Source organism: Actinomadura violacea (assembly GCF_017573465.1).
In the GTDB taxonomy this organism is placed as follows: Bacteria; Actinomycetota; Actinomycetes; order Streptosporangiales; family Streptosporangiaceae; genus Spirillospora; species Spirillospora violacea.
Genome location: NZ_JAGEPF010000029.1, coordinates 110175 through 133208, shown reverse-complemented (window position 1 = coordinate 133208; position 23034 = coordinate 110175). Strand labels below are relative to the sequence as shown.

The window sequence follows — 23034 nt, the reverse complement described above, 5'->3', positions numbered from 1 at the left end:
TCAGTGGCCATCCTTCTCGTCGTCGATGATCGTGTAACGCGCCCGCAGCACCCGGCGGGGCCGTGCCCCCGGGGACTCGGGCGGAGCCTGGTCCATCCGGACGGCCTCGCGCAGCTCCTCCTCGCGGGCCTGCATCCCGGTACGCACGTCCGCGGCGAAAAGCCTCAGCCGGTCGCCCGCGGACTGCCCGGACGACACCGCCCGCGCCGCGACCCCCTCCGGGGACCAGCTGCGCGCGAACCGCTCGACCCGGCGCTTGACGCGGTGCGTGGCGTAGACGCCCGCGCCCGCGCCGACCGACAGCCAGAAGAGCCGTTTCACCTGCGCCCCTTCCCCGAGGAGCGGGCCTGAAGCTGCGGACGCCCGGACGCGGCGGACCGCCCGTCCCCGTCGCGGCTGCTCAGGGCCTTGCGCACCCCGTAGGAGAAGGCGGCCGCCTTCACCAGCGGCCCGCCCACCACCGAGGTCATCACGGTGGTGACGGCCGAGACGTTCTGCGTGACGCCCGCGACCTGCTTGGTGATGACGTCGGTGCGGCCGAGCTGCTCGTTGGCCCGCTTCACCGTCGTCGTCATGTCGTCCAGCAGCGGGGCCGCCTGGTCGCCGAGGTCGCGCACGAGCTTGCTGGCCTCCCCGAGCAGCCGGGCGAGGCGCAGCAGCGTGAGCGCGACGAACGCGACCAGCACAGCCCAGAACACGGCCACGATGAGACCTGCTAGCTGTCCACCAGTGAGCATGAGGGCTTCCGTTCGCTGTGGTTCCGGCCCGGGCCGGGCATTGGCCTGACAGACCTTACCGGCCCGGACGTGCGCCGTGGGCGCCGGTCACGGCCGGGCGGCGGCGGGCACCGGCCGGGCGGCCGGCGCGCCGGGACCGCGCCCGGGGCCGTTCCCGGCAGAGTAGCGGGCCCGCGGCGCCGATGCCCGGAGCACGGCGCCGCGAAGATCGATCCTCGTCGCCGGCTCACCGGCCCGGGGCCCCGCGCAGCACCGAGCGGATGCGCGCGAGGACCTCGGTGAAGCGGGACTCCGCGCCGTGCCGGGTCGGGCTGTAGTACTCGCGGCCGTCCACCGCGTCGGGCGCGTACTGCTGCCGGACGACCCCGCCGGGATGGTCGTGGGCGTACTTGTAGCCCTTCCCGTGCCCGATCTTCGCGGCGCCCTTGTAGTGCGCGTCCCGCAGATGGCCCGGGACGGGCCCGGCCAGGCCCTTGCGGACGTCGCCGAGCGCGCCGTCCACCGCCCTGATCACCGCGTTGGACTTGGGCGCGAGGGACAGGTGGATCACCGCCTGCGCGAGGTTGATGCGGGCCTCGGGCAGCCCGACGAACTCGACCGCCTGCGCCGCCGCGACGGCCGTCTGCAGCGCGGTCGGGTCGGCCATGCCGATGTCCTCGCTGGCGTGCACGATGAGGCGGCGGGCGATGAACCGCGCGTCCTCGCCGGCCTCGATCATGCGGGCGAGGTAGTGCAGCGCGGCGTCGACGTCGCTGCCGCGGATGCTCTTGATGAACGCGCTGATGACGTCGTAGTGCTGGTCGCCCTCGCGGTCGTAGCGGACGGCGGCGCGGTCGACGGCCTTCTCCAGGACGTCCGCGTCAATCACCGCGCCGTCGTCGACGACGAGCGCCGCGGCCTCCAGGTAGGTGAGGGTGCGGCGGGCGTCGCCGCCGGCGAGCCGGATCAGGTGGTCCTCGGCGGCGGGGTCGAGGCCGACCGTCCCGTTCAGGCCGCGCTCGTCGGCGAGCGCGCGGCGGATCACCTCGCGCAGGTCGTCCTCGCCGAGCGGCTCCAGGGTGAGCAGCAGCGACCGCGACAGCAGCGGGCTGATCACGGAGAAGAACGGGTTCTCGGTGGTGGCGCCGATGAACGACACCCACCGGTTCTCCACGGCCGGGAGCAGCGCGTCCTGCTGGGCCTTGTTGAAGCGGTGCACCTCGTCGACGAACAGGACCGTCTGCCGGCCCGTCATGCCGAGCTCGCGGCGGGCCAGGTCGATCTCGGCGCGGACCCGCTTGACCCCGTCGCTGACCGCGGAGACCTCCACGAACCGGCGGGACGTGACATGGCTGACGACCGTGGCGAGGGTGGTCTTGCCGGTGCCGGGCGGGCCCCACAGCACCAGCGACATCGGGACGTCCCGGTCGACGAGCTGCCGGATCGGGGTGCCGGGACCGAGGAGATGCCCCTGCCCGACGACCTCGTCCAGCGCGCGCGGCCGCATCCGCACCGCGAGCGGCTGCCGCCCGGCCTCCGCCGCCGTCAGGGGCGCCGCGGACGCACCGCGGTCACGCTCCGGGGAGCGGCCCTCGGCCTCGGCCGACGGATCGTCGAAGAGCCCCTCCGGCTGGCCCGGTTCCGCCCTGCTCGTCACGCTCCGACACTATCTCGCGGCAGCGACACTCCTGTCCGCTCGGGCATCCGGTCCGCCAGCGCCGGGATCCTGGACGTCGCCCACAGCGTCACGATGACGATCGCGCAGCCGACGATCCCGTCCGTCCAGTAGTGGTTGGCGGTGACGACCACGATGAGGAACGTCAGCACCGGGTGGAGGGCGAAGATGTAGCGCAGGCGGCCCCCGCCGTAGCGGATCGCACCCCAGGCGACCAGCAGCGCCCACCCGACGTGCAGCGACGGCATGGCCGCGAACTGGTTGGCCATCCCCTCCCCCGGCTTCGAGCTGTAGGAGCTCGGGCCGTACACGTTCATGAGGTCGATGAGCCCGTGCCCGGGCAGCATCCGCGGCGGCGCCAGCGGGAACGCGAAGTGCAGTGCCAGCGCGGCAGCCGCCGTGACCGCGATCACGGCGCGGACCCGCGGCCAGCCCTCCCGGTGCCGGAACCACATCCAGGCCATGAACAGCAGGATCGCCGGGAAGTGCACGCGGACGTAGTACTCGTTCGCCGCGCGGACCCAGCCGTCCCAGCCGAGCGCCCACTTCTGGAACGCCGACTCGTCCGGCAGGTGCAGCGTGCGCTCCAGGTCCCACAGCCACCGGGCGTGCGCGAACGCCTCGCCCGGACGGCCGTCGGCGAAATGGCGGCCGAGCTCGTAGGCCCCGATCACCACGCCCATCACCAGCACTTGTACCGCGGTCGCCGCGACGAGGCGGCGGCCGCTCAGTTTACGTCGCAGAATGGCCTCCGTACCCCCTGAACGCCGCATAGGGTTCATCATCCAGCCACCCGGCGCGGCACGCCTGATCCGTCAGGAGGGTATCGGCCTCCCCCCGGAGTCCGAGACGGGACCGGGAACCCCGGGCCCCGCCGCCGCGTTGTTACCGGCCGGAAGACGGAATCAGGAGCGTGACGGTGTCCGGAACGGCCCACCGCCGGCGCCACGGGCAGACGGGCCTGCTCGTGGCGCTGTTCGTCGTGGCCGGGCTCGTCTTCAGCTACGGCCTCGGGCACGCCCTGCCCGACCGCGTGTGCATCGAGAACGGGATGAGCGTGCCCGCCGAGGTCGCCACCGCGATGCACCACGCCTCGGCGTCCCACGGCGGCCCCGCCGCCCATTCCGCGCCCGTCCACGGCACACCCGGCCACGCCGGGACCGCCGCCCCGTCCCTCAGTACGCCCCTGAGGCTCCCGCCGCTGGCCCCGGCCGACGCGTGCCTCTGCCTGGCGGTGCTCTTCGCCCTCATGCTGCTGGGGCTCGCCACGGGCCGCCGGGCGCTGCTGCGCCTCCCGGCCCGCGCTCCCCGGGCGCCCGCGCCACCGCCCGGCGGGGTCCTCTCCCCCGTCTCCCTGGCGTCCCTCCAGGTTCTCCGGCTGTGACGGACCGGCCGTAAGGCCACCGGCACCGCCCGCCGCGCGCGTCTCCGCGCCGGCGCGCTGCCGCCATGTCCGCATACCCGCTGAGATCCCCTGAGAGGACCGCTCTATGTCCAAGAGCGCCCGCAACAAGCAAGCCCGGAAGAAGAACGCTCTGACGCAGCGCCAGGTGCCGTGGGGCGGCATCGCCTTCTTCACCGTCATCGGCCTGGTCGCCGTCGTCGCGATCGGCTACGCGTTCCTGCAGTCCAGGCCGTCGTCCGCCGACACCTCGTCCATCGCGGGCGTCACCGTCGAGGAGGGCCTGTCCCGCAACCACACCGCCGACTCCGTCAAGTACGACGGGAACCCGCCGATGGGCGGCGACCACGACCCCGTCTGGCAGAACTGCGACGGCCGCGTCTACGACCAGGCGCTGCGCAACGAGAACGCCGTCCACTCCCTCGAGCACGGCGCCGTGTGGATCACCTACCGCCCCGGCCTGGCGGCCGCCCAGCTGGACGCGCTCAAGGCCAAGGTCGAACGCACCGACTACACGTTCCTGAGCCCGTACCCGACGCTGGACGCCCCGATCGCCCTCACCGCGTGGGGCCACCAGCTGAAGCTCCAGGACGCCGGGGACGCGCGCGTCGACCGGTTCCTGCGCGCCTACGTCAAGGGCCCGCAGACCCCCGAGCCGGGCGCCGCCTGCGACGGCGCCAAGGACACCCCGTGACCGCCGACGCGCGGCCCCGCGGCCGGCGCGTGACCGTCGCCATCGCAGCGCTCGTGCTCCTCGCCGCGGCCGCGCTGCTCGGGACGGCGGCCTGGAGGTCCGGCGAACCGGCCGCAGACGGGCCCGAGGCCGGGTTCGCCCGCGACATGAGCGCCCACCACGCGCAGGCCGTCGAGATGTCGTTCATCGTCCGGGACCGGACGTCCGACCCCGCCGTCCGGCTGCTGGCCTACGACATCGTCAACACCCAGTCGGCGCAGATCGGCATGATGACGGCCTGGCTCGACCAGTGGGGGCTGCCCAAGAGCGACCCGGCCGGCCCGATGCGCTGGATGTCCGGCCACGCCGGGATGGCCATGCCGGCCCCCGCGACCGGCGCCACGATGCCGGGCATGGCGACCGACGCGCAGCTCGCCGAGCTGCGCAAGGCGTCCGGCAAGAGCGCCGAGGTGCTGTACCTGCGGCTGATGACCGCGCACCATCGCGGGGGCGTGGACATGGCCCGCGCCGTGCTCGAACGGACCGGCCGCGACCAGGTGCGGAAGTTGGCCCGCACGATGGTCAGCGGGCAGCTCGCGGAGATCTCGCAGATGAACGCGATGCTCCGGGAGCGCGGCGCCCCGGCGGCCTGACCGCCCGGCGGGCGGCGCCGCGCGCCGCCCGCCGGACCGTCCGGACGACCTTCGCGATAGCGCTTGACAGCGCGGTCCGATCGCGGGTCACTGACCACCATGGCTCACAACCTCAGCGGCTACCACCGGGCCCTGGACCTGTTCGAGGGTCTGCTCGCCGGCGTCCCCGGGGACGGCTGGGACGCCGCCTCGCCCTGCGACGGCTGGACGGCCCGGGACGTCGCCGGCCACGTCACCGGCGGGCAGTACCTGATCCGGTCGCTGGCGACCGGGGAGCCCGCGCCGGACGTCAGCACCGACCCGGCCCGCTTCGCGGCCGGGGACGCGGTGGCGGCCTGGCGGGCGGCCCGCAAGGAGGCCGCCGCGGCGCTGACCCCGGACGGGCTGAGCCGCCCCGTCCCGGTCGGCGCGCTCGGCCGGCTGCCGCTGGGCGACTACCTGCAGGGCTACATCCTGGAGCCGCTGGTGCACGCCTGGGACCTGGCCCAAGCCACGGGCCAGCCGTCCCGCCTCGACCCGGACCTGGTGCACCACGCGTTCGCGACCGCCCACATGGTCGCCGCCGACCTGCGCACGGCAGGCCACCTGGCCCCCCAGCTCCCCGCCCCCCAAGGCGCCGACGAACAGACCCGCCTCCTCGCCTTCCTAGGCAGACCGATCACCCCCTGACACCGCCAGGAAGACCCGGCTGGAACCCGGGCCGGAGAGCCGGCCGAGAATCCTCGCGGAAGGCCAGACCCAAGCCACGCCAACGGGCAGGCACGCGCAGCGGGCCTGCCCGCCGGTCGGTGAGCCGTTTCGAACTCCGGCCGGAACAGCCGGCTGGAGGACCCCACGGAAGACCGGACCTCAGCCACCATCACGGGCAGGCACGCGGAGCGAGTGCAGCGAGCGCAGCGGGCCTGCCCGACGACGGACGAGGCGTTTCCTGCGGAGCGCTAGCGGAGCAGGAAACGCCTCGTCCGTCGCAACGGGGGTTCCAGGGGGTCGCCCCCCTGGGAAAACACAGCCCCCTGGGTAAATCAAGAGAACTCGGCGAGCGTCCTCTCGGCCTCTTCGAGCCAGGCGCGGCGGGCGCCGAGGGCCTCCTCGGTGTCCTTGACGTCCTTGTCGCGGCCGGCGGTGCGGGCCTTGTCGAGGCGCTTCTCCAGCTGCTCGATGGAGCTGCGCAGCTGGTTGACGGTGGCCTCGGCGCGGGCGCGGGCCTCGGGGTTGGTGCGGCGCCACTCCGACTCCTCGGCGGTCCGCACGGCCTCCTCGATCTTGCGGAGCCGGCCTTCGAGGCGGTCGCGCTGGTCGCGGGGCACCATGCCGGCGGCCTCCCAGCGCTCCTGGACCGTGCGGAGCGCCTGCCGGGCCTGGCGGACGTCGCGGACGGGCAGCAGCCGCTCGGCGTCGGCGAGGATCTTCTCCTTCTCCTCGGCGTTCCCGCGGAACTCGGCGTCGCGTTCGGCGAACGCGGCGCTGCGGGCCTGGAAGAAGGTGTCCTGGGCGCCCTTGAAGCGGGCCCACAGGTCCTCTTCGGCGTCCCGGGATGCGCGTCCGGCGAGCTTCCAGCGGCGCATGAGGTCGCGGTAGGCGGCGGCGGTGTCGCCCCAGTCGGTCGACCCCTGCATCGCCTCGGCCTCGGCGACGAGGCGCTCCTTGTCCCGGCGGGCCTCCTCGCGCTGGTCGTCGAGGGTCGCGAAGTAGGCCTTGCGGCGCTTGGTGAAGGCGTTGCGGGCCGAGGAGAGCCGCTTCCACAGCGCGGTCTCGGTGGGCCGGTCGATGCGGTCGGCGGCCTTCCACTCCTCGACGAGCTGCCGGAGCCGCTCGCCGCCGTTCTTCCAGTGCGTCTCCTCGGCCGCGATCCGCTCGGCCTCGGCGACGATCCGCTCCTTGGTCTCGCGGGCCTCGTGGCGGTGCTGCTCGCGCTGGGCCTTGACCTCCTCGCGGCGCCGGCCGACCTGCTCGGTGAGGCCGTCGAGGCGCCGGGTCAGCGCGTCGAGGTCGCCGACGGCGTGCGCCTCGCCGACGGCCTCGCGCAGCCGGGCGATGCTCTGCTGCGCCTGCGCGGGCTGCAGGTCGGTGGTGCGGACGCGCTGTTCGAGCAGGCCGATCTCGGTGGCGAGCGAGTCGTACTTGCGCTTGAAGTAGGCCAGCGCCTCGGCCGGCGCGCCGGCCTGCCAGGACCCGACGACGCGTTCACCGCCGGACGTCCTGACGTAGACGGTGCCGTCCTCGTCCACCCGGCCCCAGGGATCGGTCGCGCTGGACACCCTTGCCTCCTGAATCGCAGGTCCGATCGGGCTCACGGCCTCCGGACCCTCCACACCTTAGTATCCCGATCGCCTAAACCGGGGCGATCGTGACGTCCTGGATCGTGACCTTCTTCTTGGGCGCGCCGTCGCCCGCGGGCTCGGAGCCCGCCTTGGCGATCTTCTGCAGGACGTCCAGCCCCTTGGTGATCTTGCCGAACACGGAGTAGTCGGGCTGGAGCTGCGAGTCCTTGTAGACCAGGAAGAACTGGCTGCCGTTGGTGTCGGGGCCCGAGTTCGCCATGGCGAGCGTCCCGGCCGTGTACTTGGCGTTCGCCGTGTTCTCGTCGGCGTACTGGTACCCGGGGCCGCCGGAGCCCTTGCCGCTCGGGTCGCCGCACTGCAGGACGTTCAGGCCGCCACTGGTCAGCCGGTGGCACGGGCTGTCGTTGTAGAAGCCCTTCTGGGCGAGGTGGACGAACGACCCGACGGTGCAGGGCGCCGCCTTGGCGTCCAGGTCCATCACGACGTCGCCCTGGTTGGTCTTCACCGTGGCCTGGACGGTGCCCTTGTAGGCGGGCTTCTTCGGCGGGGTGCCGAGGTCCTTGACCTTGCCGGCGGCCTGGCCTGCGGGGCTGTACGTGCAGTGGAGGCCGTCGGCCTTGGACTTGTCGTCCTTGCCGGTGTACACGACGACCGCCGCGCCGCCCACCACGACCACCGCCACCGCCACCGCGGAGCTGATGATCTTGACGCGGCGGGCCTTGGCGGCCGCTTCCGCCAGCGCCTGCTGCTGCCGCTCGTAGCGCTGCCGAGCGAGCTGCTTCTTGCGGTCCTTCGCCGCCACGTGCCTGCCCTTCCGCCGTGATCAGGTGAACGTGCAGCGCATAGTAGCGGCACCCGCGCCCTGGGCGGGCCCCAGCCTGAACGAACGTGGAGGAAGCCGCCCCCGCGCCGGCCGCCCCCGCAAGGGCCCGCGCCGCGACACGGCGATCCGCGCATCTCGTTCGCGATGGCAATGGCCGCGCCGGTACGCTCGGACGAGCCCACCCGAGATGGTTCCAAGAAAGGACGACCGTGCTCGTCGCCGGGTTCCCCGCTGGATCGTTCGCCGCGAACTGCTATGTCGTGGCGCCCGCCGCGGGCGAGGAGTGCGTCATCGTCGATCCGGGCCAGGACGCCGAGGCCGGGATCGAGGAGATCCTGCGCGAGCACCGGCTGAAGCCGGTCGCGGTGCTGCTGACGCACGGCCATATCGACCACGTATGGTCGGTGGCGCCGGTGTGCGGCGCCAAGGACGTCCCCGCCTACATCCATCCGGACGACCGCGACCTGCTCAGCGATCCGGCCAAGGGCCTGTCCCTCGGCGCGGGCCAGCAGCTGTTCGGCGGGCTGGAGCTGACCGAGCCGGACGACGTGCAGGAGCTCTCGGACGGCGCCGTGCTGGAGCTGGCGGGGCTGAGCCTCACCGTCGACCACGCGCCCGGCCATACGCCCGGGTCGGTGACGTTCCGCACCCCGCGGACGCAGGAGCTGCCGGACGTGATGTTCACCGGCGACCTGCTGTTCGCCGGGTCGATCGGCCGCACCGACCTGCCCGGCGGGTCCTACGAGGAGATCCTCGCGAGCCTGTCCCGGGTGTGCCTGTCCATGCCGGACGAGACGGCGGTCCTGCCCGGGCACGGCACCCAGACCACAATCGGCCGCGAACGCGTCACGAATCCGTTCCTGGCCGAGCTGACTCCGGCCGACGGGCCGAACAAGGGATTCTGAGCCTAAAAGACCATGAGTTCGAGTTTCCGGGCCCCCAAGGGGGTCAGTGAGTACGTTCCGCCGCGGGCGGACCTCTTCTACGCCATCCGCGAGGCGTTCGCCGAGCAGGCGCGGCTGGCCGGTTACGGCTATCTGGAGCCGGCCGTCTTCGAGGACACGAACCTGTTCCGGCGGGGCGTCGGGGAGTCCACCGACGTGGTGTCGAAGGAGATGTACACCTTCGAGGACCGCGGCGGCCGGTCGCTGACGCTGCGGCCGGAGTTCACCGCGACGGTGCTGCGGGCCGTCCTGGAGCACAACCTGCACAAGGGCGCGCTGCCGGTGAAGATCTGGACGACCGGCCCCGCGTTCCGCGCCGAGCGCCCCCAGCAGGGCCGCTACCGGCAGTTCTACCAGCTCGACCTGGAGGCGATCGGCAGCGAGGACCCGCAGATCGACGCGGAGACCATCGCGATCGCCGCGGACTGGTACCGCTCGCTCGGCCTCACGCAGGTGCGGCTGCTGCTGAACTCGCTCGGCTGCAAGGAGTGCCGTCCCGCCTACCGGGCCCTGCTGCAGGACTACCTGCGCGGCCTCGACCTGGACGAGGACACCCGCGCCCGCGTCGAGATCAACCCGCTGCGCGTCCTGGACGACAAGCGCCCGCAGGTCAAGGCGCAGATCGCGGACGCGCCGCTGATGGCCGACCACCTGTGCCCCGCCTGCAAGGCCCACCACGACCGGGTCCGGGAGCTGCTGGCCGACCTCGGCATCGCGTGGGAGGACACCCCGACCCTCGTCCGCGGCCTGGACTACTACACCCGCACCACCTACGAGTTCGACCACCCGCTGCTCGGCGCGCAGTCCGGCATCGGCGGCGGCGGGCGCTACGACGGCCTGTCGGAGGACATCGGCGGCCCGCCGCTGCCCGGCATCGGGTTCGGCCTCGGCCTGGACCGCACGATCCTGGCGCTGGAGGCGGAGGCCGAGGCGGCGGAGGGCGAGGGCCCCGCGTTCGCACCGAAGCCGCGCTGCGAGGTGTTCGGGGTGGCGCTCGGCGACGCCGCCGAACGCCGGCTGTTCTCCCTGGTCGCCGAGCTGCGCCGGGCGGGGATCGCCGCCGACATGTCGTTCGGCGGGAAGAAGCTGAAGGGCGCCATGAAGGACGCCGACCGGTCGGGCGCCCGGTACGCCGTGATCCTCGGTGAGCGAGATATCACCGGCGGCGTCGCCCAGGTCAAGGATCTGGCCGAGGGCGAGCAGACCGCCGTCCCCCTCACCGGCATCACCACGACGTTGAAGGAAAGGCTCCAGAAATGATCCGCACGCACGAGGCGGGGACGCTCCGCAAGGAGCACGCCGGGCAGCAGGTCACGCTGGCCGGCTGGGTCGGCCGCCGCCGCGACCACGGCGGCGTCACGTTCATCGACCTGCGCGACGCGTCCGGCACCGCGCAGGTCGTCTTCCGCGAGGACGAGGCGGCGCACGACCTGCGCTCGGAGTTCTGCGTGAAGGTCGTCGGCGAGGTCCGGGTCCGCCCCGCGGGCAACGAGAACCCCGAGCTGCCGACCGGCGGCATCGAGGTCGCCGCCTCCGACATCCAGGTGCTGTCGGAGTCGGCGCCGCTGCCGTTCCCGATCGAGGGCGACGTCAACGTCAACGAGGAGATCCGGCTCAAGTACCGGTACCTCGACATCCGCCGCGAGGCCGTCGCCCGCGCGATGCGGATCCGCTCCGAGGCGTCGTTCCTCACCCACGAGGTCATGCGCGAGCACGGCTTCGTCAACGTCGAGACGCCGACGCTGACCCGCTCCACCCCCGAGGGCGCCCGCGACTTCCTGGTGCCCGTCCGGCTCAAGCCCGGGCACTGGTACGCGCTGCCGCAGTCGCCGCAGCTGTTCAAGCAGCTGCTGATGGTCGGCGGCCTGGAGCGCTACTACCAGATCGCCCGCTGCTACCGGGACGAGGACTTCCGCGCCGACCGGCAGCCGGAGTTCACCCAGATCGACATCGAGATGTCGTTCGTCGACCAGGACGACGTCCTGAAGGTCGGCGAGGACCTCGTCGCGCGGCTGTGGAAGGACATCGCCGGGTACGAGATCCCCCGGCCGATCCCCCACATCACCTACGCCGACGCGATGGCCCGGTACGGCTCCGACAAGCCGGACCTGCGGTTCGGCAACGAGCTGACCGACATGACCGAGTACTTCGCCGGCACCTCGTTCCGGGTGTTCCAGGCGCCGTACGTCGGCGCCGCGGTCATGCCGGGCGGCGCGTCCCAGACCCGCAAGGAGCTGGACGGCTGGCAGGACTGGGCGAAGGCCCGCGGCGCCCGCGGCCTCGCGTACGTCCTCGTCCAGGAGGACGGCACCCTCGGCGGCCCCGTCGCGAAGAACCTCTCCGACGCCGAGAAGGAGGGGCTCGCCGCCAAGACCGGCGCGTCCCCCGGCGACGCGGTGTTCTTCGGCGCCGGCAAGCGGCACGCCACGCAGGAGCTGCTCGGCGCGGCCCGCCTGGAGATCGGCCGCCGCCGCGGCCTGATCGACGAGTCGGCGTGGAACTTCGTGTGGGTCGTCGACGCGCCGATCTTCGAGCCGGTCGAGAACGACAAGGGCGAGCAGATCGGCTGGACGTCGGTGCACCACCCGTTCACCGCACCGAAGCCGCAGTTCGCCGACACCTTCCACGAGGACCCGGGCTCCGCGCTCGCCGACGCCTACGACCTCGTCCTGAACGGCAACGAGATCGGCGGCGGCTCCATCCGTATCCACCGCGCCGAGATGCAGCAGCGCGTGTTCGACGTGCTCGGGCTGTCGAAGCAGGAGGCCGAGTCGCAGTTCGGCTTCCTGCTGGAGGCGTTCAAGTTCGGGCCGCCGCCGCACGGCGGGATCGCGTTCGGCTGGGACCGCACCGTCATGCTGCTGGCGGGCGGGGACACCATCCGCGACGTCATCGCCTTCCCGAAGGCCGCGTCCGGCCTGGACCCGCTGACCTCGGCGCCCACCACGATCACGCCGGCGCAGCGCAAGGAGGCGGGCGTCGACGTCATCCCCGAGGACGCCCCCGCCGAAGACTGACCCGCGAAACGCCGGGAGGGCGGTCACCGCACAGCGCGGTGACCGCCCTCGCCTGCTACGGCGAACGCAACGGAGTGCCGGCGGAGCGGAGGTCGCCCTCGTCCGTCAGCGGGTGGCGCCGCTGGTGACGCGGTAGACGTCGTAGACGCCGTCGATGGACCGGACGGCCTTGAGGACGTGGCCGAGATGCTTCGGGTCGCCCATCTCGAAGGTGAAGCGGGAGACGGCGACGCGGTCCCGGGTGGTGGTGACGGACGCGGACAGGATGTTGACGTGCTGGTCGGACAGCACGCGCGTCACGTCCGACAGCAGCCGCGGGCGGTCGAGGGCCTCGACCTGGATCGCGACGAGGAACACCGAGTCCTCGCCGGGCGACCACTTGACGTCGATCAACCGGTCGGGCTGCGTCTTCAGGGCGGCGACGTTCGCGCAGTCGGCCCGGTGCACGGAGACGCCGTGGCCGCGGGTGACGAAGCCGACGATGTCGTCGCCGGGGACGGGCGTGCAGCAGCGCGACAGCCGCACCCACACGTCCGGGTCGTCGGCGACGACGACGCCCGGGTCGCCCGCCGGGCGGGTCCGCTTGCGGCGGGTGGGCAGGGCGATCTCGGCGAGGTCCTCCTCGGCGCTCTCCACGCCGCCGAGGGCGTCCACGAGGCGCTGGACGACGGTCTGCGCGGACACGTGGCTCTCGCCGACCGCCGCGTACAGCGACGACACGTCGGTGTAGCGCATGTCGCGGGCGAGGGCGAGCAGCGCCTCCCCGGACATCATCCGCTGCAACGGCATGTTCTGCTTGCGCATCGCGCGGGCGATCGACTCCTTGCCGGACTCGATCGCGGTGTCGCGGCGCTCCTTGGAGAACCAGTGCTTGATCTTGTTGCGGGCGCGGGCGCTCTTGACGAAGCCGAGCCAGTCGCGGCTCGGGCCGGCGTCCTGCGACTTGGAGGTGAAGACCTCGACGGTGTCGCCGTTGTCGAGGGTGGACTCGAGGGGGACGAGGCGGCCGTTCACGCGGGCGCCGATACATCGGTGCCCGACCTCGGTGTGGATCGCGTACGCGAAGTCGACGGGGGTGGCGCCCTGCGGCAGCGCGATGACGTCGCCCTTCGGGGTGAAGACGAACACCTCGGACACCGACAGGTCGAAGCGGAGCGACTCCAGGAACTCGGCCGGGTCGGCGGTCTCCTTCTGCCAGTCGAGGAGCTGGCGGAGCCACTGCATGTCGCCGGCCTTGCGGCCGCCGACCGTCTCCTCCTTGTACTTCCAGTGCGCGGCGACGCCGTACTCCGCGCGCCGGTGCATGCCCCAGGTGCGGATCTGCAGCTCGACGGGCTTGCCCTCGGGGCCGATCACCGTGGTGTGCAGCGACTGGTACATGTTGAACTTCGGCATCGCGATGTAGTCCTTGAACCGGCCGGGGACCGGGTTCCATCGCGCGTGGATCGAGCCGAGTGCGGCATAGCAGTCGCGGACGCTGTCGACGAGGACCCGGATGCCGACCAGGTCGTAGATGTCGTCGAAGGAGACGTCGCGGGCGATCATCTTCTGGTAGATCGAGTAGTAGTGCTTCGGCCGGCCGGTCACGGTGGCCTTGATCCGGGCCTCGCGCAGGTCGGTGGAGACGTTCTCGATGACTTCCTGCAGGTAGACGTCGCGGCGCGGGGCGCGCTCGGACACCAGCCGGGCGATCTCGTCGAACCGCTTGGGGTACATCGTGGCGAACGCGAGGTCCTCCAGCTCCCACTTCAGCGTGTTCATCCCGAGGCGGTGCGCGAGCGGCGCGAACACCTCGAGGGTCTCGCGGGCCTTCTTCTCCTGCTTGTGCCGCGGCATGTAGCGCAGCGTCCGCATGTTGTGCAGCCGGTCGCCGAGCTTGATCACCAGGACGCGGATGTCGCGGGACATCGCCACGACCATCTTGCGGACGGTCTCGGCCTCGGCGGCCTCGCCGTACTTGACCTTGTCGAGCTTGGTGACGCCGTCGACGAGCGCGGCGATCTCATCGCCGAAGTCGGCGCGCAGCTCGTCGAGGGCGTACTCGGTGTCCTCGACGGTGTCGTGCAGCAGCGCCGCGCACAGCGTCTCGGTGTTCATGCCGAGCTCGGCGAGGATCGTCGCGACGGCGAGCGGGTGCGTGATGTACGGGTCGCCGCTCTTGCGCTTCTGGTCGCGATGGTAGTGCGCCGCGACGTCGTAGGCGCGCTCGATCAGCCGCAGGTCCGCTTTGGGGTGGGTGTTGCGGACGGTCTTGATGAGCGGTTCGAGTACCGGGTTCATAGCGGGACCCCGCTGGGCGCCCAGCCTGGCGAGCCGCCGGCGCACCCGGGCGGCGGACGGTGGGATCGCGGCCTGCGTCGGCCTGGACTGGACATCGGAGGACGTGGCTCCCGGGGCGGCGGGCGCCGGCGGCGTCGCCGGCCCCTGGACGGGGCGGGCCGCCGCGGCCGGTCCGCCGGAGGCGCCGTCGCCGGAGGGCCCCTTGGCCTGCGGTTCGCGTTGCGGCTCCGCCGCCGGTTTCGACGGAGAGGCCGGTTTCGCCGCGGAGGGTGCGGTGGACGGCTCGGCGGCCGGTGATCCGGCCTGCGGGGCTTCGGTCTGCCGGGAAGCGGGCTGCCGCGTCTCGGCCTGCGGAGCCTCGGGCGGCTGCTCGGATCCGGCGGCGGGCGGTTCCTGGGCGGGCGGCTGCTCGGCGGTGGCGGGCGGGCGGGCGGCGAGCTCGTCGGTGGCGCGCTCTTCCGCGGCGGTGGGCGCACCGGTCCGCTCTGCGGGCTCCGCGGCGGCGTCCCGCTCCCGGCGGGCCCCGTCCGCGGCGTCCGCGGCGGCGTCGGTCACCGCTCCGGTCGATACCACCTCACCGCGCACCCAGCCTCCTCAGCCCTCGCGGGCGCCGTCTCCGCGCCGGCGGGGACACCCGTCCCCGGCGGATCCTGGGAGCCAGTGTATCCGCCGGGCATTTCGTCCTAGACCGTAACCAATGAATGGACGTCCAGATTCCCCAGCTTGTCGCGCCCGTGCAGGAACGACAGCTCCAGCAGCACCGACAGGCCGACGACCTCGCCGCCACCGCGGCGGACCAGCTCGGCGGCGGCACGGGCCGTCCCGCCGGTGGCCAGCACGTCGTCGACGATCAGCACCCGGTCGCCGGGCTCGAAGGCGTCGACGTGGATCTCGATCGTCTCGGTCCCGTACTCGAGATCATAGGTCTCCTCGTGCGTCCGCGACGGCAGCTTCCCCTTTTTGCGCACCGGGACGAAGCCCGCGCCGAAGTGGTAGGCGACCGGCGCGGCGAGGATGAACCCGCGCGCCTCGATCCCGACGATCTTGTCGACGGTGCCGCGGCCGTGGTGGTTGACGATCGAGTCGACGACCCCGGCGAACGCGACGTGGTCGGCCAGCAGCGGGGTGATGTCCTTGAACACCACGCCCGGCTTCGGGTAGTCGTCCACGTCGCGGATCCGCTCCTGGATCAGCTTGCCGAGGTCCACCGTTTCACTCCCTGTGACGAATCGCACGTGATCCCGCTCATGACCGCGCCGTGCCCGCGCCCGTCACCACGGTGGGTGACCGGCGCGGGCACGGCGCTTCCCGCTCTACTTGCCGCCGCGGCGCTGCTGTCGGGTGCCGCGGCGCGGCTGCTGCCGCGGCCCGGTCTGCACGACCTTCTTGATGGTCACGCCGGACGGCAGCCCCTCGGTGGACGGCGCGTCGCCGTCGCCGTCATCGCCGGGCTCGTCGTCCGCCGGCGCGTCGCCGGACGCCCCGGTGGCGGCCCTGACCTTCGCGCTCCTGACCTGCCGCTTGGCGCTCTGCTCGCGGCGGGCGATGTTCGCGCGGATCTGCTTGTACTTCGGCTCGCGCTCCTTGAGCTGCACCAGCAGCGGCGTCGCCACGCACAGCGAGGAGTACGTACCGATGATCATGCCGACGAACAGCGCGAGCGACAGGTCCTTCAGCGTGCCCGCCCCGAACAACGTGGTGCCGATGAACAGGATCGCGCCGACCGGCAGGATCGCGACCAGCGAGGTGTTCAGCGACCGGACCAGGGTGCTGCTCAGCGCCTGGTTGGCCGCCTCGCTGTAGGTCGTCCTGGAGGTCGGGCCGAGCGGCTTGGTGACCTCCTTGATCATGTCGAAGACGACCACCGCGTCGTACAGCGAGTACCCGAGGATCGTCAGGAAGCCCAGCAGCGTCGCCGGCGTGACCTCGAACCCCGACCAGGCGTACACGCCCGCCGTGATGATCAGGTCGTGCACGAGGGCGACGACGGCGGCGACCGCCATCCGCCACTCGAACGCCACCGACAGGTAGCCGATGATCAGGATCATGAAGACGACGAGCGCCTGCCACGCCTTCTTCTGGATCTCCCCGCCCCACGAGGCGCCGACCACCTGGGTGCTGACCTTGTTCGCGGGGACCTTCAGCTCCTTGTCGATGGTCTCCTTGACCTGGGTCACCTGGGTGGAGGACAGGCTCTGGGTGGTGACCCGCCAGTCGTCGCCGGCCTTCTGCACGATCGGGTCGTGCGCGCCGCCGTCCGACGCGGCGCTGCGCACCTGCTCGATCGACGAGCTCGGCGACTTGAAGGTGAAGACCGAGCCGCCCTTGAACTCCACGCCGAAGTTGAGGCCCTGGATCAGCAGCCCGGCGATCGACAGGATCAGCAGGGCCCCCGACAGCCCGTACCAGATCTTCGGCTTGCCGACGATGTCGGCGCTGATCTCGCCCCGGTAGATCCGGGAGATGACCGCGCGCAGCCCCATGGCTCAGGCCTCCTGGCTCGTCTTGCTGGCGGCGACGCCCGAGGCGCCCTGGGCGGTGCGGCGCAGCCGTTTGGGGTCCAGCCCGGACATCGGATGCCCGCGGCCGAAGAACTTCGTCCGCGACAGCAGGGCGACCATCGGCTTGGTGAAGAAGAACACCACCACGATGTCGATCAGCGTGGTCAGGCCCATCGCGAACGCGAACCCGGCGACGCCGCCGACCGCGAGGAAGTACAGGACCACGGCGGCCAGGAAGGTCACCGCGTCGGCGACCAGGATGGTGCGCCGCGCCCGCTTCCAGGCGTTCTCCACCGACGAGCGCAGCTTGCGGCCCGCTCTCAGCTCGTCCCGCAGCCGCTCGAAGTAGACGATGAACGAGTCGGCGGTGATGCCGATCGACACGATCAGGCCGATGATGTGCGGCAGCGAGAGCCGGAAGCCCATCCCCTCGCCGAGGATCACCACCGCCTCATAGGTGATCACGGAGGCGACGATCAGGCTGGACACCGCGACGAGGCCGAGGCCCCGGTAGTACACCATGCAGTAGACCAGGACCAGGCCGAGGCCGATCGCGCCGGCGATCAGGCCGCCGGTCAGCTGGTCGGAGCCCAGGGTGGACGACACCTCGTCGATGGAGCTCTGCTTGAACTCCAGCGGCAGCGCCCCGTACTTCAGCACGTTGGCGAGGTCGGTCGCGTACTGCTGGGTGAAGCTGTCGGCCGGGCCGTCGATGCTGGCGCTGCCGCCGGTGATCGCGCCCTGGTTGATCTGCGGCGCGGACACGACCTGGCCGTCCAGCACGATCGCGACCTGCGCCTGCGGCGAGGACTGGTCGGCCTGGAAGGCCTTGGACGCGTCGGTGGTGACGTCGCCGAACTGGCGGGCGCCCTTGCCGTCGAACTTCAGCGCCACCGACCAGCTCGCCTGGCCCTGCTGGGAGTTCGGCGGCATCGCGGTCGCGCTCTTGACGTTCTCGCCCAGCACCCGGACCGGGCCGAGGATGTACTTGCCGACCTGGCCGTTCTCGACCTTCTGGGCGCACGAGGCGACGAACTTGCGGTTCGGGTCGTTGGAGCCCGGCGCGTGCCGGTCGCCGTTGTAGCAGTCCAGCGACTCGAACTGCTTGATGACCGCCTGGTCGGTGACGCCCGGGTAGGTCTGGGCGCCGGTGGACGGCGACGGCGACACCAGCGGCGAGGACGGCGACGCCGACGGGGACGCCGACGGCGTGCCGGACGGCTTCGGCGTCGGCGCCGCCAGCGCGTCCGACACCGCGCGCCTGCGCGGCGTCGCGGACGCGGACGGCGACGTCGACGGCGTCGTGCCCGGGCTGGGCTTGCCGGACGGGCTCGGCTTCCCCGACGGGCTCGTGGACGGGGCGGGGGTGGCCCCGCCCGCCGAGGGCTTGCCGTCGGTGTAGGCGAACACCTGCCGGAACTGCAGCTTGGCGGTCGTGCCGATCAGCCCGACGACGCGGCCCTGCCCCTCGCCGGGCACGTTCACCACGATGTTGTTGCTGCCCTGCTTGGCGACCTCGGCGTCGGACACGCCCAGACCGTTGACCCGCTGCGTCATGATCTTGACGGCCTGGTTCATCAGGTCCGCCGGCGGGTTCTTGCCCTGCTCGGTCTTCGCGGTGAGCGTGACGGTCGTCCCGCCCGCCAGGTCCAGACCGAGCTTGGGCTTGATCTGGCCCTGCAGGACCGCGACGCCGGCCAGGATCGCGATGACCGCGAAGAGCGCGAAGAGCGTGCGCCCGGGCTTGGGAACGTTGCTAGGCGAGGCCACTGGTCGTTTTCTTCCCGTCTTGAGTCGTTGCCGGAGGCGTGTCAGGCCGAGGGCTTCTCCCCGGCCTTGGCCTTCGCCTTGGGCTTGGACTCGTCGTCCTCGTCCTCGTCGTCGAGGTCCGCCGCGTCGCCGGCGGCGTCCTTGGACAGGTCCACCTCGGCCGGCTCGTCCTTGGACAGGTCGACGCGCTCGGCGTCCTCGTCGGCCTCGAGCTCGTCGTCGTCGGCCTCGTCGTCCAGCTCCTCGGGCTCGTCGTCCTTGAGGACCTGCATGACGGCCTGCTTGACGAAGTGGACCTCGACGCCCGGCGCGATCTCCAGCAGGAGACCGTCGTCGTCGACGGAGACCACGGTGGCGCGGATGCCGCTGGTGGTCAGCACCCGGGCACCCGGCTCCATGGCGTTCTGCATCTGCATCTGATCCTTGCGCCGCTTGCTCTGCGGCCGGATGAGCAGGAAGTAGAAGACCACGGGGACGGCGAGGAGCAGCAGCAGGTTGAAGCCCCCGCTGCCGCCGGACGAAGCCGCCAAAATCATGTCGCTGCCCATTACTGGGGCATCCTTCCGATGTGGTTTGCCCAGCCTGTGACCGGATCGGTCACCCCATGGGGAACGCGGGCTGGAGACGGTGGAACCAAGTCCCGGAGTCTAGAGAGTACGCGAGACCCCGGCAACGACGTGACGATCCGCGACGCCGGGAAGTTCCCATCCCGTTACAACATGATCACTGTTCGGGCCGATCGGCGTCGTCGCTTACCTCGAACAGCGTACCGGCCATGGGCGAGGCGGCCGGCTGGGCGATGCCGAGGTGCGCCCACGCGGCGGGCGTCGCGATGCGGCCCCGGGGCGTCCTGGCGAGCAGGCCCTGCCGGACGAGGAACGGCTCGGCGACGACCTCGACCGTCTCCGGCTCCTCCCCCACCGACACCGCGAGCGTCGACAGCCCCACCGGCCCCCCGCCGAACTTGCGCATCAGGGACTCCAGGACGGCCCGGTCGAGGCGGTCCAGACCACGCTCGTCCACCTCGTACAGTCGGAGGGCGGCCCGCGCCAGCTCCTGCGTGATCACGCCGTCCGCGCGGACCTCGGCGTAGTCGCGGACGCGGCGCAGCAGCCGGTTGGCGATCCGCGGCGTCCCCCGGGACCGCCCGGCGACCTCGGCGGCGCCGTCGTCGGTGATCTCCACGTCCAGCAGCCGCGCCGAGCGCCGGACGATCACCTCCAGCTCCGCGGGCTCGTAGAAGTCCATGTGCGCGACGAACCCGAACCGGTCGCGCAGCGGGCCGGGCAGCATGCCCGCCCGGGTCGTCGCGCCGACCAGTGTGAACGGCGCGATGTCCAGCGGGATCGCGGTCGCGCCCGGGCCCTTGCCCACGACGACGTCGACCCGGAAGTCCTCCATCGCCATGTAGAGCATCTCCTCGGCGGGCCGCGCCAGCCGGTGGATCTCGTCGAGGAACAGCACCTCGCCCTCGGCGAGCGTGGACAGCACCGCCGCCAGGTCGCCGGCGCGCTCGATCGCGGGGCCCGAGGAGATCCGCAGCGGCTGCCCCAGCTCCGCCGCGATGATCATGGCGAGGGTCGTCTTGCCGAGCCCCGGGCCGCCCGACAGCAGCACGTGGTCGGGCGTGCGGCCGCGCCGCAGCGCCCCGCGCAGCACCAGCGACAGCTGCTCGCGGACCCGCTCCTGCCCGACGAAGTCGTCGAGCTTCTTCGGCCGCAGCGCCGCCTCGATCACCTGCTCCTCGGCGCCCTCCGCGTCCGCCGAGACCAGCCGCTCCGCGTCCTCCATCACTTGGCGAGCTTCTTCAGCGCGGACTTCAGCAGCGCCGCGACCGGCGGCGCCTCGGCGCCGTCGAGGTCGGCGGCGACCGCGTCGACGGCCGCGTCCGCGTCCTTGGCGGACCAGCCGAGGTTGACCAGGCCCATCTGGACCTGGGCGCGCCACGCCTCGGACGCGGCGGGCGCGCGCACCTCGGCGGCGCCGTCGCCGACCGGGCCGCCGAGCCGGTCCTTCAGCTCCAGGACGATCCGCTGCGCGCCTTTCTTGCCGATCCCCGGCACCTTGGTGAGCGCGTTCAGGTCCTCGGTGGCGACGGCGCGGCGCAGCGCGTTCGGGGTGTGCACGGCCAGCATCGCCAGCGCGAGGCGCGGGCCGACGCCGCTGGCGGTCTGCAGCAGCTCGAACACCGTCCGCTCGTCGTCGTCGGCGAACCCGAACAGGGTCAGCGAGTCCTCCCGGACGACCAGCGAGGTGGGCACCTTCGCCTGGTCGCCGACCCGCAGCCCGGCGAGGGTCGCGGGCGTGCACTGCACGGCCAGGCCGACGCCGTGCACGTCGATCACCGCGCCGTCCGGCCCGGCGGCGGCCACCTGGCCGCTGACGAAGGCGATCACTGGACAGTTCCTCCTCTGCTCCCGCCCCCGGGGGCGGTGGTGGTCCGGGCGGCCAGCCGCTCGCGCTCGGCCCGCGCCGCCTCCTCGATCCGCGACACCTGCGCCCGCGCGAGGCGCTGCTGCGCGCCGCCGCGCCACACATGGCAGATCGCGAGGGCGAGCGCGTCGGCCGCGTCCGCCGGCCTCGGCGCCGCGTCGAGGTTCAGCAGGCGGGTCACCATCCTGGTCACCTGCGCCTTGTCGGCGCGGCCGTTGCCGGTGACGGCGGCCTTGGCCTCGCTCGGGGTGTGCAGCGCGACCGGCAGGCCGCGGCGGGCGGCGGCCAGCATCGCGATGCCGGCGGCCTGCGCGGTGCCCATCACGGTGCGGACGTTGTGCTGGGAGAACACCCGCTCGACCGCGACCGCGTCGGGGCGCAGCTGGTCCATCAGCGCCTCGATGCCCTGCTCGACGCCGAGGAGCCGCAGCGCGTGGTCCTCGTCGGGGGCGGTCCGCACCACCGTCACGTGCACCAGGTGCAGCCGCTTGCCGGGCGCGCCCTCGACGACGCCCACCCCGCACCGGGTGAGCCCGGGGTCCACCCCCATCACCCGCACGGCCGCTCCTTCGATCATCTGTTCGGCCGAACACGCTACCAAGTCAGCATGACATCGTCGGCCCGCGGCGGGCGTGTCCCGCTAGAAGTAGTCGAGGGAGAACGGCGTGGCCGCGAACGCGGTGGAGAGCGCCCTCGCGTCCCCGCCGCCGAGCAGGCCGACGCGGCGCAGGGTCGCGACCGGAACACCCGCGTAGAGGGCGGACAGGCCCCGGGCGCCGAGGCGCACCGCCGCGGCGTCCTCGCGGGAGCGCTCCAGTCGCCCCTCGCCGTCCTTGACCTCCAGGCGCCAGTGGCCGGTGTTCTCCGGCCGCTGCGGGTCGTCGATCTCCAGCGGGACCGAAACGGCGACACCCTCCGGATAGCCGCGCGCCTCGATCGCGGCGGGCGCGTCCACCACCCGCAGCATCCACTGGCTGCGCCGGACGGTCTCCTTCTCACGCTCGCCGGGCAGCCACAGGACCGGGTCCAGGGGCGAGACGCAGGCGCTGACCGTGGGGGCCGTCGACGAGCCGGAGCCCACGATCGCCCAGAGCGCGCGCAGCGTCCGCTCGGAGGCCGCCACGGCCCGGTCGACCACCAGCGCCGTGTTCCCCTCCGCCCAGCGGTAGGCGAGGAACCCGTCCTCGGCCAGGTAGCAGTACGAGTCGGGATCGCCGAGGAGGACCGGCCACATGGACGGGTGCCAGCCGACCGGCCCGCAGTCGCCGGCGGACGCGTGGACGCGGCCGATGACCGCCGCGACCTCCGCCGCGTCCTCGGGCCCGGCCCGGCGCACCGGCACCCGCTCGGCGGCGATCCCGCGCAGCGCCTCCGCGGAGATCTCGATCTTGTGCTGGGCGCCGGCGTGCTCCCAGCCGAGCGACCGGTAGATCCGCGTCGTCGCCGGGTACAGCATCGAGACGGCGTGCCCGAAGCCGGCGCAGCGCTCGAGGATCCCGGTCATCAGCCGGCGCCCGAGCCCGCGGCCGCGCTCCTCCGGCGCGACCGTGATGCCGCCGATGCCGCCCATGGAGACCGCCCGGCCGTGCCACCACTGGGTCATGTCGTGGATGCGGCCGGTCGCCACGATCCGGTCGCCGTCGAAGCCGCCGAACCACCGCCCGGCCTCCAGCATCGGGGCCGAGTAGCGCAGCGACGCCTCCCACCGGGCGTCCGTCATCGGGCCGAAGGCGCGGGCGCGGATGTCGCGGGTTTCGGCCAGGTCGCCGGGGCCGAGGGGGCGGATCTCCATGATCCCGACCGTAGACCATCGCGGCGGCGGCCCGGGAAGCCGAACGCCGCCGCGCCCTCACGGGCTACGGCGG

22 protein-coding genes are annotated in these 23034 nt (G+C 72.6%); 7 read left to right on the top strand and 15 right to left on the bottom strand.

All coding sequences use genetic code 11. From position 1 onward, the window contains the following. The 4 genes from J4709_RS39860 to J4709_RS39845 all read right to left on the bottom strand — a co-directional run bounded on the left by J4709_RS39860 (position 1) and on the right by J4709_RS39845 (position 3074). A complete protein-coding gene (locus J4709_RS39860; RefSeq protein WP_208249523.1) occupies positions 1-321 on the bottom strand; it encodes a hypothetical protein in 321 nt (106 codons plus the stop codon). Beyond that, the gene (locus tag J4709_RS39855) at positions 318-737 is read right to left on the bottom strand and encodes a DUF948 domain-containing protein (protein WP_208249522.1); all 420 of its coding nucleotides are present in this window, start codon (positions 735-737) and stop codon (positions 318-320) included. The genes J4709_RS39860 and J4709_RS39855 overlap by 4 nt, the downstream gene beginning before the upstream one ends. Positions 738-963: 226 nt before the next feature. Continuing rightward, entirely contained in the window at positions 964-2223 is a 1260-nt protein-coding gene (locus tag J4709_RS39850; protein WP_232384780.1) for a replication-associated recombination protein A, read from the bottom strand. A 146-nt stretch (positions 2224-2369) separates the two neighbouring features. Then, entirely contained in the window at positions 2370-3074 is a 705-nt protein-coding gene (locus J4709_RS39845; RefSeq protein ID WP_208249521.1) for a phosphatase PAP2 family protein, read from the bottom strand. A 236-nt stretch (positions 3075-3310) separates the two neighbouring features. Between J4709_RS39845 and J4709_RS39840 the strand changes: the two genes are divergently transcribed. The 4 genes from J4709_RS39840 (at position 3311) to J4709_RS39825 (ending at position 5788) form a co-directional block, all read left to right on the top strand. Continuing rightward, the gene (locus J4709_RS39840; protein WP_208249520.1) at positions 3311-3775 is read left to right on the top strand and encodes a hypothetical protein; all 465 of its coding nucleotides are present in this window, start codon (positions 3311-3313) and stop codon (positions 3773-3775) included. Positions 3776-3881: 106 nt separating this feature from the next. Further along, on the top strand, positions 3882-4487 hold the full coding sequence (locus J4709_RS39835) for a thioredoxin-like domain-containing protein (protein WP_208249519.1): 606 nt from the start codon (positions 3882-3884) through the stop codon (positions 4485-4487). After that, complete coding sequence (locus tag J4709_RS39830) at positions 4484-5119, top strand: DUF305 domain-containing protein (protein WP_208249517.1); 636 nt, start codon at positions 4484-4486, stop codon at positions 5117-5119. The genes J4709_RS39835 and J4709_RS39830 overlap by 4 nt, the downstream gene beginning before the upstream one ends. A 99-nt stretch (positions 5120-5218) precedes the next feature. Then, positions 5219-5788 (top strand): TIGR03086 family metal-binding protein, encoded by a 570-nt coding sequence (locus J4709_RS39825; RefSeq protein WP_208249515.1) that lies wholly within the window; start codon positions 5219-5221, stop codon positions 5786-5788. Positions 5789-6141: 353 nt separating this feature from the next. Here J4709_RS39825 and J4709_RS39820 read toward each other — a convergent pair whose 3' ends face one another. Next, complete coding sequence (locus tag J4709_RS39820; RefSeq protein ID WP_208249513.1) at positions 6142-7377, bottom strand: DUF349 domain-containing protein; 1236 nt, start codon at positions 7375-7377, stop codon at positions 6142-6144. Positions 7378-7450: 73 nt separating this feature from the next. Beyond that, entirely contained in the window at positions 7451-8203 is a 753-nt protein-coding gene (locus J4709_RS39815; protein WP_208249511.1) for a peptidylprolyl isomerase, read from the bottom strand. A gap of 230 nt (positions 8204-8433) precedes the next feature. On the opposite strand from J4709_RS39815, the gene J4709_RS39810 reads away from it, so the two are divergent. The 3 genes from J4709_RS39810 to aspS are packed head-to-tail and all read left to right on the top strand — an operon-like array spanning position 8434 to position 12185. After that, positions 8434-9129, top strand: a complete 696-nt coding sequence (locus tag J4709_RS39810; protein WP_208249510.1) for an MBL fold metallo-hydrolase — start codon at positions 8434-8436, stop codon at positions 9127-9129. A gap of 12 nt (positions 9130-9141) precedes the next feature. After that, positions 9142-10428 (top strand): histidine--tRNA ligase, encoded by a 1287-nt coding sequence (hisS, locus tag J4709_RS39805; protein WP_208249508.1) that lies wholly within the window; start codon positions 9142-9144, stop codon positions 10426-10428. Next, positions 10425-12185, top strand: a complete 1761-nt coding sequence (gene aspS / locus J4709_RS39800) for an aspartate--tRNA ligase (protein ID WP_208249506.1) — start codon at positions 10425-10427, stop codon at positions 12183-12185. The genes hisS and aspS overlap by 4 nt, the downstream gene beginning before the upstream one ends. Positions 12186-12290: 105 nt before the next feature. On the opposite strand, the gene J4709_RS39795 is transcribed toward aspS, so the two are convergent. The 9 genes from J4709_RS39795 to J4709_RS39755 all read right to left on the bottom strand — a co-directional run bounded on the left by J4709_RS39795 (position 12291) and on the right by J4709_RS39755 (position 22961). Continuing rightward, positions 12291-14465 (bottom strand): RelA/SpoT family protein, encoded by a 2175-nt coding sequence (locus J4709_RS39795; RefSeq protein ID WP_208249576.1) that lies wholly within the window; start codon positions 14463-14465, stop codon positions 12291-12293. Positions 14466-15148: 683 nt separating this feature from the next. Next, complete coding sequence (locus J4709_RS39790) at positions 15149-15673, bottom strand: adenine phosphoribosyltransferase (RefSeq protein ID WP_208249504.1); 525 nt, start codon at positions 15671-15673, stop codon at positions 15149-15151. Positions 15674-15778: 105 nt separating this feature from the next. After that, complete coding sequence (gene secF, locus J4709_RS39785; protein WP_208249502.1) at positions 15779-16948, bottom strand: protein translocase subunit SecF; 1170 nt, start codon at positions 16946-16948, stop codon at positions 15779-15781. Positions 16949-16951: 3 nt separating this feature from the next. Further along, on the bottom strand, positions 16952-18736 hold the full coding sequence (gene secD, locus J4709_RS39780; RefSeq protein WP_208249500.1) for a protein translocase subunit SecD: 1785 nt from the start codon (positions 18734-18736) through the stop codon (positions 16952-16954). Positions 18737-18777: 41 nt separating this feature from the next. Continuing rightward, positions 18778-19284 carry a preprotein translocase subunit YajC gene (yajC, locus tag J4709_RS39775; RefSeq protein ID WP_208249498.1) on the bottom strand — a complete coding sequence of 169 codons (507 nt, stop codon included), beginning with the start codon at positions 19282-19284 and terminating at the stop codon, positions 18778-18780. Positions 19285-19459: 175 nt separating this feature from the next. Then, positions 19460-20527 (bottom strand): Holliday junction branch migration DNA helicase RuvB, encoded by a 1068-nt coding sequence (gene ruvB, locus J4709_RS39770; RefSeq protein ID WP_208249573.1) that lies wholly within the window; start codon positions 20525-20527, stop codon positions 19460-19462. After that, positions 20527-21132, bottom strand: a complete 606-nt coding sequence (gene ruvA / locus J4709_RS39765) for a Holliday junction branch migration protein RuvA (protein WP_208249488.1) — start codon at positions 21130-21132, stop codon at positions 20527-20529. Before ruvA ends, ruvB begins: the two co-directional genes overlap by 1 nt. Beyond that, the gene (gene ruvC / locus J4709_RS39760) at positions 21129-21728 is read right to left on the bottom strand and encodes a crossover junction endodeoxyribonuclease RuvC (protein WP_208249486.1); all 600 of its coding nucleotides are present in this window, start codon (positions 21726-21728) and stop codon (positions 21129-21131) included. The genes ruvA and ruvC overlap by 4 nt, the downstream gene beginning before the upstream one ends. Positions 21729-21809: 81 nt before the next feature. Beyond that, positions 21810-22961 carry a GNAT family N-acetyltransferase gene (locus J4709_RS39755; RefSeq protein WP_208249485.1) on the bottom strand — a complete coding sequence of 384 codons (1152 nt, stop codon included), beginning with the start codon at positions 22959-22961 and terminating at the stop codon, positions 21810-21812. Positions 22962-23034 lie beyond the last annotated feature (73 nt).

Bases quoted from the DNA above. Each gene is read 5' to 3' on its own strand.
- J4709_RS39845 (WP_208249521.1), bottom strand. From the start codon at position 3,074: ATGGGCGTGGTGATCGGGGCCTACGAGCTCGGCCGCCATTTCGCCGAC.
- ruvB (WP_208249573.1), bottom strand. From the start codon at position 20,527: ATGGAGGACGCGGAGCGGCTGGTCTCGGCGGACGCGGAGGGCGCCGAG.
- J4709_RS39755 (WP_208249485.1), bottom strand. From the start codon at position 22,961: ATGGAGATCCGCCCCCTCGGCCCCGGCGACCTGGCCGAAACCCGCGAC.
- J4709_RS39855 (WP_208249522.1), bottom strand. From the start codon at position 737: ATGCTCACTGGTGGACAGCTAGCAGGTCTCATCGTGGCCGTGTTCTGG.
- yajC (WP_208249498.1), bottom strand. From the start codon at position 19,284: ATGGGCAGCGACATGATTTTGGCGGCTTCGTCCGGCGGCAGCGGGGGC.
- J4709_RS39795 (WP_208249576.1), bottom strand. From the start codon at position 14,465: ATGAACCCGGTACTCGAACCGCTCATCAAGACCGTCCGCAACACCCAC.
- aspS (WP_208249506.1), top strand. From the start codon at position 10,425: ATGATCCGCACGCACGAGGCGGGGACGCTCCGCAAGGAGCACGCCGGG.
- J4709_RS39850 (WP_232384780.1), bottom strand. From the start codon at position 2,223: ATGCGGCCGCGCGCGCTGGACGAGGTCGTCGGGCAGGGGCATCTCCTC.
- secF (WP_208249502.1), bottom strand. From the start codon at position 16,948: ATGGGGCTGCGCGCGGTCATCTCCCGGATCTACCGGGGCGAGATCAGC.
- J4709_RS39835 (WP_208249519.1), top strand. From the start codon at position 3,882: ATGTCCAAGAGCGCCCGCAACAAGCAAGCCCGGAAGAAGAACGCTCTG.
- J4709_RS39825 (WP_208249515.1), top strand. From the start codon at position 5,219: ATGGCTCACAACCTCAGCGGCTACCACCGGGCCCTGGACCTGTTCGAG.
- hisS (WP_208249508.1), top strand. From the start codon at position 9,142: ATGAGTTCGAGTTTCCGGGCCCCCAAGGGGGTCAGTGAGTACGTTCCG.